The sequence below is a fragment of the Nocardiopsis ganjiahuensis DSM 45031 genome, from assembly GCF_000341085.1.
Classification (GTDB): Bacteria; Actinomycetota; Actinomycetes; order Streptosporangiales; family Streptosporangiaceae; genus Nocardiopsis; species Nocardiopsis ganjiahuensis.
Map to the genome: position 1 here is coordinate 57,696 of NZ_ANBA01000026.1, position 11,336 is coordinate 69,031.

Consider the following 11,336-nt stretch of genomic DNA (forward strand, 5'->3'; position numbering starts at 1 on the left):
GGGTGGCGAAATCGCTTCTGGTGGGCGCGTTGAGATGACGGCGCGGCTCGCACGAGTCATGCGCGAGCGCACCGATGTCGAGGACCCCGCGAAGCCGCAAGTCGGATCGGCGCGAACCCAGAGGTGTGGGACGTGTCGGCGTCCGATGAGGACGGTTCGACGCTTCTCAGGGCGGAGAGATTCAGAGGCGCCCGGCTGGCCTCGCCGCGCTGCGGAGAGCAGCTGAGGACCCTTTGACCGCGGACCTGGACCTCCAGCGCGCCCTACAGGGGCAGCACTGGATCCTCGGTGGGGTGTTCGCCGGTGAAGCCGCCTGTCGCGGGTCCGTGCAGGGGGAACGAGGCGGAGGAGGTGTTTCGCCCCTGGCTATCCCTTCCCGGTGGGAGCCCTGCTTTCGCAGGTCAACCGCTCTCTAATGGGGGATCGCCTGGTCAGCGGCGGCTCACATGCGCCAGGGGATGTTGAGCCAAGGGCTCATGGGGTCCGTGGTGAGCACGCGGTGGGCGGCCACGGAGTCGGTGTAGTACGGGCCGAAAGCGCCCTCGTCGAAGGCCAGGGCGCGGCCCAGGACGAACCCCGCCGACAGCTCACCCCACGACCCGTGGTTGAGCATCGCCGTCGCCCCGGCCCGGATGATGTGCTCCCCCGCCGCCATCATTTCGGCGTAACCGGCGTTGAAGCCCCACCGGGCCAGGTTGACCGCCCGGCCCAGGTCGTAGGCGAGCACGGTACGGACCTTGGCGCCCGGCGGCAGCGCACCGTCCTGGACCATCCGCTCCTCGTACTCCCACACCCGGGCGGCCGTCAGGACCAGTGCCTCGTACTTCGCCGCGTCGGCACCCGAGCTCCGGCACCAGTGGCCGATCAGGTCCGGCCAGGTCCCGGCGTCGAAGGGGAGGCCCGGGGTGCGCGCGCAGGCCTGCACCCGCAGGTCCAGGACGACGGAGACGTCCGAGGGGATGCGGCCCCCGACCACCAGCTCGCGCAGGGCACGATCCCACCCCTGGGTGTCGGTGATCCCCCAGGACTCGCGGAGCTTGTCCCGCTCGTCCTCGGGAGAACAGCACGAACAGGACCCGGCGAACGCGTTCCAGACCCCGCCCCCGGTGACGGGCATGTGCGCGCCGCAGGCCAGGGCGTGCGCGAACTCCCCTTCGAAGACTCCGCGCGGGTCACTGCGGAGCCGGAGCTCCTTCCGGCGAAACAGGCCCATGGCGGGCCTCCCTCCGTGTGGTCGGCGAAAGGGACAGCCTCTCAGGGGTTGAGCAGCGTGCGGATCTCGTCCAGGTCGCGCCTGGCGGCGGCCCCCTGCTCCTCGATCTCGGTCCTGGTCCGGCGCCACTCCTCGACGGCCTGGGTGATCTGCTGGTCCAGTTTCCGGCTCTGGGTGTGGAACAGGGCCTCGCCGTCGGTCCGCTCCCGTTCGGAGCTGAAGTAGGTGACACCGGTGGCGACCGCCCCGACCAGGGTCAGGACCCACATGAGGGCGCTCACCGTCAGCAGGGCCAGGACGAACACCAGCACGGTGCCGCTCAAGCACCCCCAGAAGACGGTCCGTCCGCCTCCCTCGGGGAGGTTGCGCTCGCGCAGCCGCTGCCGGGCGCGTTCGGCCTGCGCCCGGTCGGGGCCGGAGGCGGTGATGCCGACGGACACCCCCTGGACGGTCAGCTCCGTCGCCTCGGGGAGCTGGTGGGTGGCCTTGGCCACCAGTTCCTCGGCGGTGTCCAGGACGGCGGCGCGCTGGAGGACCAGCGCGAAGGTGCGGCGGTGCGCGGGCGCCTCCTCACGGGTCAGGTCCTGCCGGAGGAGCGAGCCGACGCTGCCGACGGTGTCGCTCCACGCGGGCAGGGCGCCCTCCTGCCCGCTGTTCTCGATCACCGTGCGCAGCCGGGTGGCCTCGGCCAGCAGGGGAGCCTCCTCCGGGCTGCCCTCCTCGACGAGCAGGCGCAGGGTCTCCTGGAGGAAGTCGGAGCTGACCTCGTCGGGGCTCAGCACCTCCATCGGGGTGTCCTCGCTCCCTAGGGCGGTGACCTTGGTGATCCGCTCGCGCAGGTGGGCGACGGCCTGGGCGGCCTGGCGCTGGGGGACGCCGGCGCCGGCCGGGCCGCCGCCGCGCCGTCCCCGTCGCGGGGCCGCGGACCCGCCGCCGGAGGGGGAGGCGAGGGAGACAGCCCACTCGTCGACCGGCGGAACCCTGACGTCCTCGACGGACCACAGGCGCAGGGTCGACAGCAGCAGGTGTTCGCGGGCGTCGTCGCCGAAGGAGCCGTCGGCGGTCAGCAGCCACAGGGCGCGCTGGGCGCGGTTCAGTTGGACGCCCGGTTCGGGAAGGTGGGGGAGCAGGTCGGCGGAGACGCTCTCGCCCAGGGTACGGGCGTGCTCGGCGCGGGTGAGGGCGGAGGCCAGCGCGGCGAAGCAGCGGGCCCGCTCCTGGTCGATGCCGGCGGCCTCGTCGAAGCGCAGCCGGGCCTGGGAGAGGTCGTCGCGCAGCAGGGCGTGCAGGCCGCGGGCGGCGGGGACCAGCCAGTACCCGGGCACGTCCTTGACGTCCAGGGTGGGCAGGGCCGCGCCGTTCAGCATCTGGAGGGTGCGGTGGCGGGCGATCGCGGCGTCGTCGAACATCGTCAGGGTGGCGCGGACGTCACTGAGTTCGATGAAGGCGTCCAGGGTCGCCGAGACCCGGTCGAGCCGCTGTTCGAGGGTTCCGCGGACCCGGCCCAGTTCCGAGCGCATGCGGCTGCGTTCGCGGGCCATCTGTGAGTACGCGGAACTCAGGTCCTCCTGGAGTTCCCTGATACGCACGTTCTGCGAGTAGTCGGTCCAACTCATTCGTGGTTCCCTTTCCCTGCGCGCCCGGGGCGACGGGGCGCGCTGGGAGTTGTGACGGCGGCGGGACCGGTCTGGTTCTGGGGGTTGTCCCGATCCCTGTTCTGAACCAGACTGGGAGCGCTCCCAATATGAAGGATCCCCATGCACGAACCCAAGCTCCCCCCGAACCTGCTGTTCGGTACCGCCACCGCCGCCTACCAGGTGGAGGGCGCCGCCGACGAGGGCGGCCGGGGGCCGTCGATCTGGGACACCTACTGCCGCACCCCCGGACGCGTGGCCCGCGGGGAGAGCGGCGACGTGGCCTGCGACCACTACCACCGCTACCGCGAGGACGTCGCCCTGCTCGCCGACCTCGGCGTGGACCTGTACCGCTTCTCCGTCTCCTGGCCCCGCGTCCAGCCCGACGGGAAGGGGCGGCCCAACGCCGAGGGCCTGGCCTTCTACGACCGCCTGGTCGACGCCGTCCTCGAGGCGGGGATCGAACCGGCCCTGACCCTCTACCACTGGGACCTGCCCCAGACCCTGGAGGACGAGGGCGGGTGGCGCGTCCGCGACACCGCGCGCCGGTTCGGCGAGTACACGAGGATCGTCGCGGAGCGTCTCGGCGACCGGGTCAACCGCTGGATCACCCTCAACGAACCCTTCTGCTCCGCCTTCGTCGGGCACGCCGTCGGCCGCCACGCCCCCGGGACCCGGGAGGGCACCCCCGCCCTGGCCGCCGCCCACCACCTGCTCCTCGCCCACGGCACCGCCGTCGGTGAACTCCGCGCCGCAGGCGCCGGTGAGGTCGGCATCACCCTCAACCCCGACCACCTCCTGCCCGCCACCGGTTCCGAGGCCGACCGGGCCGCCGTCGAGCGCGCCCGCACCCTGCACAACCGGACCTGGTTCGACCCGCTGTTCACCGGCGCCTACCCCGACAACGAGAAGGAGACCTGGGGCGAACTGGCCGACGGCTCCTACCGGCGGGAGGGCGACCTGGAGGTCATCGGCCGGCCCCTGGACTTCCTCGGCGTCAACTTCTACCGGCCGATCATGCTGCGCGACGCCCCGCACACGCAGCCCGACCCGGCCCTGCGCACGGCCGCGGACATCGGCACCGAACAGGTCGCCTTCGACGGTGTCCGGCACACCACCATGGGCTGGCCCGTGGTCCCGGAGAGCTTCGAGGAACTGCTCGTGGACCTGGACCGCCGCTATCCGGGGCTCCCGCCGATCCTCATCACCGAGAACGGCTCGGCCGAGGCGGACGAGCCCGACGGCGACGGCCGGGTCCACGACGGGGACCGCGTCGCCTACCTGCGCGCCCACCTGGCCGCGCTGGGACGCGCGATCGAGGCCGGGGTGGACGTGCGGGGGTACTTCGTGTGGTCGCTGCTGGACAACTTCGAGTGGGCCTACGGGTACGAGCGCAGGTTCGGGCTGGTGCGCGTGGACTACGACTCCCTGGAGCGCCACCCCAAGGACAGCTACCACTGGTACCGGGACTACCTGGCCTCGCACCGGGCCCGCAGGAACCAGGGGGAGTGACCGGGGGCCGGCCCTTCTGAGCTCGACGGGGTGGCCCGGGACCTGGGCCCACAGGGGTCCCGGGCCACCCAACGGCGTGTTGGCATACGTTCGGTTCTGGGGCAAGCTGGAGGGTGTCGGCACACGAGGGCTGCGGGGGCTTATGACGGACGGATCAGGCAGGGCGGCGCCGCTGGACCCGAGCCCGGGGACCAGCGGAAGCCTCCGGGCCGCACAGCGGATGCTCCAGCTGCAGAACAGCCTGGTGGAGCTGCTGAGGACCAAGCCCTTCAGCCAGATCACCTACAAGGAGATCACCGAGGGCGTCGACATCGACCGGTCCACCGTCTACCGCTACTACAACCACAAGAACCAGGTGCTCCAGGCCGCCGTGGACGTGCGGCTGACCGCCTTCGCCTCCCAGGTCGACCTCACGTTCGGCCGGATGGAGTCGATCGACGGGTACATGGGGCGCCTGGTGGACGCCTGGACGGAGCTGTGGCTGGAGTCGGGCGGGCTGCTCGCGGCCGCCTCGGGCCTGGGCGCGGAGCCCGGCCCGCAGCGCCAGTGGTGGCGTGAGCGGACCGAGCCGTGGATCGAGGCGGTCCGGGAGGCGATCGAGGTGGCCCGCTTCGTGGAGGAGCTCCCCAAGGACGGCCGCCCGGCGCTTCCCCTGGCGGAGATGACGGTGGGGCTGTGCCTGTCCACCTTCAACAACGAGCTCACCGTCCAGCACACCGCCGAGCACCGCACGATGGTCAGGGACCTGCTGCTCGACGCGATCCTGCGCACCATGGGCCGCAAGTAGCCGCACGTGGCTGCGAGTGGTCGCGGGCGCCGGCGAGCGGTGGCGGGCAGTCGCCGGTCGCGCCCTTGGGGCCGGGGCGGGCCTCCGGGGCGGGGGTTCTCGGGGCCGGGTGCGGGCCTCCGGAGCCCGGATTCACGGAGACCGCTGGGGCGCCCGTTCGGGAAGGGCGTTCCCGGTGGGCCTATTCTGAGGGTATGAGGCGTACTTCCTTCGCGAACTGGCCGTGCTCCGTCGCCCGGACGATGGATCTTCTGCGCGACGGGTGGACCCCGTTGGTGCTGCGGGAGGCCTTCTACGGCATCACCAGGTTCGACGCCTTCCAGAGCTCCCTGGGCATCGCCCGCAACACCCTCACCGACCGGCTCTCGACCCTGGTCGAGGCGGGCCTCATGGAGCGGCGCCCCTACCAGACCGAGCCGCTGCGCCACGACTACGTGCTCACCGAGATGGGCCGTGACTTCCGCACCGTGCTGCTCACCATGAACGCCTGGGGCGACCGCTGGCTGTCCGGGGACGAGGGCCCGCCGGTGGACTTCCTGCATGACGACTGCGGGAAGCGGACCCGGCCCAAGGTGGTGTGCGATTGCTGTGGTGACCCCCTGACCTCGGAGAACGTCAGTCCTCGCCTGGGCCCGGGGTACCCGCCGCACATCGCGGAGCGCCCCGAGGTGCGGGCGCGCTTCGGGGCCTGACCTCGCCCCCTCCCCGATGACCTTTCGGGGACCCTCCCTTGACAAGTGAGTCTCTTTGAGCAACTTTGGAGCTAGAAGCATTTTCTGGGCTTTTCTGCCTAGGGCGTGTGCGGCGGGGGCTCTCACTCGTGTCGGCGGATCCGGCATCGACACGAGCGCGGAACGATCCGTCGGACACCGCCCGCCCCCGACCCCCGACCCCCGACCCCCGACCCCCGAACAACCCCGAGGAGACCCAGTGGAGTGGACCGGCGCACGCTACGCGGACACACCGACCATCGAGGAACAGATCCGGATCGACGCGCCCCCCGAGACCGTCTGGGGGCTGGTCGGGGACATCACCCTGATGCCCGGCACCAGCAAGGAACTCAGGTCGGTCGAGTGGGCGCAGGGCTGGACCGGCCCCGAGGTCGGCGCCCGCTTCGTCGGCCACAACGCCCACAAGGACCTGGGGGAGTGGTCCACCACCTCCACCATCGTCGAGTACGAGGCGCCCCGGACCCTCGCCTGGGCGGTCGGCGAACCCGAGGACCCCTCGGCCACCTGGAGGTTCACCCTCGAACCCGAGGACGGCGCCACCGTGCTGCGCCAGTGGATGCGCCTGGGGCCGGGCCGCTCGGGGCTCTCCTACGCGATCGACCTCATGCCGGACAAGGAACAGAAGATCGTGTTCGTCCGCATGCGCGAGCTGGAGGCCGGCATCCGGGACACGCTCGCGGCGATCAGGGACCGGGCCGAAGCCGCCGCGAAGGAGAGTGTCTGATGCGTACCGCGACCACGATCGAGGCCTCGGGCGCCGACTGGACCGAGACGGTGGAGTTCGTCGTCGAGGCCGAGCGGCTGGGTCTGGACATCTGCTGGGTGGCCGAGGCCTGGGGCTCGGAGGCGCCCTCCCCGCTCGGCTTCCTGGCGGCCCGCACCGAACGCCTGCTGCTCGGCTCCGGGATCATGCAGGTGGGCACCCGCACACCGATGGCCGTCGCCCGGTCCGCCATCACCCTGTCCCAGATCTCCCAGGGGCGCTTCCTCCTGGGGCTGGGCCCCTCGGGACCCCAGGTGATCGAAGGGCTGCACGGCACCCCCTTCGACCGGCCCCTGCGCCGGACCCGCGAGACGGTCGAGATCGTTCGCGCGGCGGCCAGCGGAGAGAAGGTCGTCCACCGGGGAGAGGAGTTCCAGATCCCGCTCCCGGGAGGACGGTCGCGGCCGATGCGCCTGTCCATGCGGTCCGAGTACCCGATCCCGGTCTACCTCGCCAGCATGTCACCGCGCATGCTCGAGCTCACCGGTCGGATCGCCGACGGCTGGCTCGGCACCAGCTTCGTTCCCGAAGGTGCCAAGGAGGCCTACTTCGACCACCTGGACGCGGGCCTGGCCGAGGCCGGTCGTACCCGCTCCGACCTCGATATGTGCCAGGGCGCCGAGGTGGCCTTCGCCGAGGACGAGGAGGCCCAGGCGGCGATGGTCGACGGCCGCAGACGGGAGTTGGCGTTCAGCCTCGGCGGCATGGGTTCGGCCACGACCAACTTCTACAACGCCGCGTACGGGCGCCAGGGGTGGGCCGAGACCGCCGCCCAGGTCCACGAACGCTGGCAGGCGGGTGACCGGGACGGCGCGACGGCGCTGGTCACCGACGAGATGGTGTTGGCCACCACCCTGATCGGGACCGAGGAGCGGGTGCGCGAGCGCCTGCGCGTCTGGCGCGACGCGGGGGTGGACACGGTCCGCCTCTACCCGTCCGGGAAGGACCTCCGCGAACGGCTGGCCACCCTGGGCAGGGCCCTGGAACTGGTACGGGAGGTGGACGCGGAGCAGCACGAGGCCCCGCGGAACCACGTGCCCGGGTGAGCGGAAGAGCGCGAGGCCGGGGAGGTCAGGCCCGCTGCCGGGCCAACTTGCCGAAGGAGCCGACGACCGCCCCCAGCGCGAACATGGACGCCTCGTCCTCGTCCATGTGGACGATCCCGGCGGGGATGCGCACACGATAGGGCTTGTCCTCGGCGGGCAGAATCTCCAGACCGTCGATGATCCCCTGGCCCTCCAGCATCAGAAGGGCCTCTCCGACCCTCCCGGTGCGGTCTCCCCGCGCCCATATCGACATGCGTTCACCCTAACTACGGCCCGGGGCCGAGAGCGGAGTCGGCCCGAATCCAGGGAGCTGCGTAGGGGGAACCAGGGAGGTTTCGCGACAAAGCGAAACCGACCTGGAATTCCCGGTTCGCAGCGCCCTGGCTTCCCCGGTCGGGGTAGGGACCGTGGTTCCCAGTGATATCACCGACGGTGCACCTGCACGTGCATGCTCACGTGTGGATGGCCGGAAGCGGCCATTGGTACGGCTTTCGGAGCGGTGGTCCGCGAAGGACCGCCCGCGGGGTGCCGGGGGCGGTGCCCGGTGTCCCGGTCGGGCGGGGCACCGTACCCGCTTTCGAGTCGGCGGACGCCGTACGGGACGACACGCAACCACGCGGTGCCGTGCGCTCCGAGTCCATCGACGCGAGCCCCGCCTTCGACGCGTTCGCGCGGCGCGGCCCCCGGGGCTACGGCCGCTCCGACGGTCGGGACGCGGGGCGGGTCAGGGCGACAGCACGGTCATCTCCTCGCCGTGCACGTCGACGGCGGTCAGGGTGACCTCCGCCGCGGGCCGGGTCTCCGAGCGCGGACCGCTCACCGCCAGCACGCCCGTGCCGTCCTCGCTGGTGCCCTCGGCCCCTCCCTCGGCGGTGAGCGCGGCGACCTCGCGGGATGCGGCGGCCAGGTAGTGCCACCGGCCGTCGGCGTCCTGCCACCAGGTGCCCGCGGCCACCTGGCGGTTGAGGTTGCTGCAGTCCCAACCCCCCTCGCTCTCCCCGGCCACGACGGTCTCGGTGCCCTCGTCGGTCTCCGTGACCAGGACCGCACGGGCCAGCCCGCCGCCGTCGTGGCCGCCGAACCGCACGCACGTCCAGCGGCCGTCACCGCCGCCCGGCAGTTCCTGGACGGCGAACTCCCAGGCCGTGGCGGTGCGCACCGGCCCCTCGGGCGGGGCGCCGGCGCAGGCCAGCTCGCCCCACAGGTCGAAACCCTGGGCCGGGTCGAGGACCTCGTGCGGCCCCAACCGCCGGATCTCCGCGGGCGGGGGAGGCATATACCCCAGGTGGGCGGTGTCCAGTCCGCCCAGGTCGATCGCCGTGTAGGGCTGGCCGTGGGCCACCTCGGGGGCGCGCAGCCGCAGCACCGGGCCCACGTCGCAGTGCTCGCCGGTGGGCAGTGCCTCGGTCACCCCCTCCTCGTGGTCGACCCCGGACCAGCTCGCACCGGCCTGGCCCAGCGGGGCGGTGTCGGCCTCGGTCACCCACGGCGGCAGCAGGTAGTGGGTGCCCGCGTCGGTGTCGGCCAGGCGCAGGGCGGGCCAGTTGGCCACGCCGTTGCCGGGCTCGGCGAACACCTCCACCCGCTCCTCGCCGCCTTCCCGGGTGTAGCGGGCGACCCGGGGGCCGTCGTGCAGGAGCACGACGTCCCGGCCGGCCACCTCACCGGCGAACAGCAGCGCGGGTGAGCTGGGAGCGAGGCCCGGGCCGAGGCCCTCCTGCTCGGACCAGGCGGCCAGGGCCCGCTGCGTGAGGGCGGTGTCGTCGACGGCGTCGCCCCGCGGGTGCCAGGCGGTCAGGTCGAGCCGGAAGCTCTCCCGCCAGGAGTCCGGGGCGACCGCCCCGGCCAGCTGGGGCGGGGGAACGGTGAACGTCGTGGCGCCGACCCCGGCGCCGGGGTCGGCAGTGGTCAGTCCCAGAGCGGCCACAGCCAGGACCAGCGCGCCCGCCGCCCCGAGCAGACCGCGGCGGTGCACCAGGTAGCCCCGGCCGCTGACCCGCGCGACCGTGGGGTCGGGCAGGCGCAGCGTCGCCGGTACCTCCCGGGCGCGTTCCACCGCGACGGCGGCGTCGCGGACCCCGAGCGAGGCGAGGAGTTCGGTGGCGCTCCGGGCGTCCAGGGACTCCAGCCGCATCAGCGCGTAGGCCGCCCGGGCCGGGGCGTCCAGACCGTTCAGGGCCTCCAGGGCCCGGGCCTCGCCGCCGATCCCGTCCACGGGGGAGACCCGCAGCCCCGCCTGGCCGCGCGGGTGCCATCCGCGCGGGAACAGCGACCGGCGCAGCACACGGCGGCGGATTCTCGGGTACTCGTGGGGGCGCGGGTGGCGCCGCCCGCGCGGAAGCGCCCCGGTCACCAGCCGGTGGGCGTCCTCCAGCAGGCCGGGGGACGCCCGGTGCCCGGAGAGGGCGACCAGGGCGAGCAGGACCAGGTTCCGGTACGGGTTGGGCGGAAGGCGCCGATCGGGGGAGGTGGACATCCAAGCTCCTCAGGGGTCTTTTCCGAGCGAGCCTAGGGAAACCGGTCCACACGCACCCGAGGAACGCGGATACCCGCCCCCTATGTCCCGAAAGTCCCGCGTGCCAGGCGTTCCCGGCCCCATCACGAGAGCGGAGCGCCGAAATGGAACCCGCCCGTTGTTCACGAACGGCGACCATCGCCGCGGTGGTGTCCTACTCGCACATGTACGAACTCGCCCTGCGCCACGGCGAACCCCTGTGGAGAAGGGCCTTGTTCCCGCTCTCGGTGGACGGCATGATCGTCGGTGTTTCCATGACCCCGCTCAGCGACGCCCGCCACGGACGCAAGGGTGGTGTGCTGCCGTGGGCTCTGTTGATCATCGGCTCGGCCGCGTCCTCCGCACGGCGGCGCGAGGCGTACGCAGACGATGAGCAAGGCCCTGTTGAGGCCACAGGTGCGGAGTTCGTCAACACACAGAGAGGAACCGCATCTGAGGTGACAGAGGCTTCCGGTTTCCAGGTCGTGAACGACGTGGGCGGATTGGTGAGCGGAAAGGCTTTGTCGCCCTTTCAGGCCCGTGCTTGTGAGTGGGCGCTGGAGTGAGAACGGGAGACTGGGAAACTGCCGACGGGGGCACAGATCGCTGAGTGCTTCTGCTGAAAGGCGCGTTGGGGGAGGTTGGTGAAGGAACGCGGGCTCTGCTGGCGCAAGAAGCCCTCCGAAAAGTTTGCTTCTGCGCTAGCTGAGCGTCACTAGCAGCCGTGCGCAAAGGCAGCACCGGATTCGACGCGCGGGAAGGACCGATCTTGTAACTCAGTTGGCTGGGACCTTCGTGCAGTCAGCCCTGAGGCTTCCTGGAGATGGCGAGAATCATCGGATGAGAAGTCCGATGCTTTCGTGCCCATACATGCCACAGGATGCCGTTTCGTCCCAATCCATCCGAACACTACTGTCGTTTCGTGTCAAGGGGTACCGCCCGGTGACGTCCCGGTCCAGAACTGCGGAGCGCAAACGGAGCACGCAACCCCGGGGAGCGTCCGATGGTGATGGCGAAGAAGCGGGGGAGGTCTGCACAACAACTGCGATTGCCTTCAGTGTCTTAAGCGTGTCACAGGGTAGTTGCCCTGTGACAACTGTTGTCGGGGCCGCATCCGGTCATGCCCGTGGGTGAAGCGAGCCCTGGCGCCCCTGAC

At 71.7% G+C, this 11,336-nt stretch carries 10 protein-coding genes; 6 read left to right on the forward strand and 4 right to left on the reverse strand.

Annotated elements, in window-relative coordinates; genetic code table 11:
- Positions 1 to 442 precede the first annotated feature (442 nt).
- Both D458_RS0128445 and D458_RS0128450 read right to left on the reverse strand, forming a co-directional pair.
- A complete protein-coding gene (locus D458_RS0128445) occupies positions 443 to 1,213 on the reverse strand; it encodes a DUF1266 domain-containing protein (protein ID WP_017590121.1) in 771 nt (256 codons plus the stop codon).
- A 41-nt stretch (positions 1,214 to 1,254) separates the two neighbouring features.
- A complete protein-coding gene (locus tag D458_RS0128450; protein ID WP_017590122.1) occupies positions 1,255 to 2,829 on the reverse strand; it encodes a hypothetical protein in 1,575 nt (524 codons plus the stop codon).
- 141 nt (positions 2,830 to 2,970) lie between these two features.
- On the opposite strand from D458_RS0128450, the gene D458_RS0128455 reads away from it, so the two are divergent.
- The 5 genes from D458_RS0128455 (at position 2,971) to D458_RS34480 (ending at position 7,686) form a co-directional block, all read left to right on the forward strand.
- A complete protein-coding gene (locus D458_RS0128455; RefSeq protein ID WP_017590123.1) occupies positions 2,971 to 4,359 on the forward strand; it encodes a GH1 family beta-glucosidase in 1,389 nt (462 codons plus the stop codon).
- Positions 4,360 to 4,579: 220 nt separating this feature from the next.
- Complete coding sequence (locus D458_RS0128460; RefSeq protein ID WP_017590124.1) at positions 4,580 to 5,146, forward strand: TetR/AcrR family transcriptional regulator; 567 nt, start codon at positions 4,580 to 4,582, stop codon at positions 5,144 to 5,146.
- A gap of 194 nt (positions 5,147 to 5,340) precedes the next feature.
- Positions 5,341 to 5,838: a winged helix-turn-helix transcriptional regulator gene (locus D458_RS0128465; RefSeq protein ID WP_026119768.1), complete on the forward strand. Its 498-nt coding sequence runs from the start codon at positions 5,341 to 5,343 to the stop codon at positions 5,836 to 5,838.
- Positions 5,839 to 6,076: 238 nt separating this feature from the next.
- A complete protein-coding gene (locus D458_RS0128470; protein WP_017590126.1) occupies positions 6,077 to 6,601 on the forward strand; it encodes an SRPBCC family protein in 525 nt (174 codons plus the stop codon).
- Positions 6,601 to 7,686 carry an LLM class flavin-dependent oxidoreductase gene (locus D458_RS34480; protein WP_017590127.1) on the forward strand — a complete coding sequence of 362 codons (1,086 nt, stop codon included), beginning with the start codon at positions 6,601 to 6,603 and terminating at the stop codon, positions 7,684 to 7,686. The genes D458_RS0128470 and D458_RS34480 overlap by 1 nt, the downstream gene beginning before the upstream one ends.
- A gap of 25 nt (positions 7,687 to 7,711) precedes the next feature.
- Here D458_RS34480 and D458_RS34485 read toward each other — a convergent pair whose 3' ends face one another.
- Both D458_RS34485 and D458_RS0128485 read right to left on the reverse strand, forming a co-directional pair.
- A complete protein-coding gene (locus D458_RS34485; protein ID WP_040702909.1) occupies positions 7,712 to 7,939 on the reverse strand; it encodes a hypothetical protein in 228 nt (75 codons plus the stop codon).
- Between the two features lie 471 nt (positions 7,940 to 8,410).
- The gene (locus D458_RS0128485; RefSeq protein WP_017590129.1) at positions 8,411 to 10,162 is read right to left on the reverse strand and encodes a hypothetical protein; all 1,752 of its coding nucleotides are present in this window, start codon (positions 10,160 to 10,162) and stop codon (positions 8,411 to 8,413) included.
- Positions 10,163 to 10,305: 143 nt separating this feature from the next.
- Here D458_RS0128485 and D458_RS34490 point away from each other — a divergent pair, with 143 nt between their 5' ends.
- On the forward strand, positions 10,306 to 10,746 hold the full coding sequence (locus tag D458_RS34490) for a DUF2637 domain-containing protein (protein WP_338037029.1): 441 nt from the start codon (positions 10,306 to 10,308) through the stop codon (positions 10,744 to 10,746).
- The last annotated feature ends 590 nt before the right edge of the window (positions 10,747 to 11,336 follow it).

What these genes read in the sequence shown, in the direction of transcription:
- D458_RS0128445 (WP_017590121.1), bottom strand. Translation starts at nt 1,213, where the DNA reads ATGGGCCTGTTTCGCCGGAAGGAGCTCCGGCTCCGCAGTGACCCGCGC.
- D458_RS0128450 (WP_017590122.1), bottom strand. Translation starts at nt 2,829, where the DNA reads ATGAGTTGGACCGACTACTCGCAGAACGTGCGTATCAGGGAACTCCAG.
- D458_RS0128455 (WP_017590123.1), top strand. Translation starts at nt 2,971, where the DNA reads ATGCACGAACCCAAGCTCCCCCCGAACCTGCTGTTCGGTACCGCCACC.
- D458_RS0128460 (WP_017590124.1), top strand. Translation starts at nt 4,580, where the DNA reads ATGCTCCAGCTGCAGAACAGCCTGGTGGAGCTGCTGAGGACCAAGCCC.
- D458_RS0128465 (WP_026119768.1), top strand. Translation starts at nt 5,341, where the DNA reads ATGAGGCGTACTTCCTTCGCGAACTGGCCGTGCTCCGTCGCCCGGACG.
- D458_RS34480 (WP_017590127.1), top strand. Translation starts at nt 6,601, where the DNA reads ATGCGTACCGCGACCACGATCGAGGCCTCGGGCGCCGACTGGACCGAG.
- D458_RS34485 (WP_040702909.1), bottom strand. Translation starts at nt 7,939, where the DNA reads ATGTCGATATGGGCGCGGGGAGACCGCACCGGGAGGGTCGGAGAGGCC.
- D458_RS0128485 (WP_017590129.1), bottom strand. Translation starts at nt 10,162, where the DNA reads ATGTCCACCTCCCCCGATCGGCGCCTTCCGCCCAACCCGTACCGGAAC.
- D458_RS34490 (WP_338037029.1), top strand. Translation starts at nt 10,306, where the DNA reads ATGGAACCCGCCCGTTGTTCACGAACGGCGACCATCGCCGCGGTGGTG.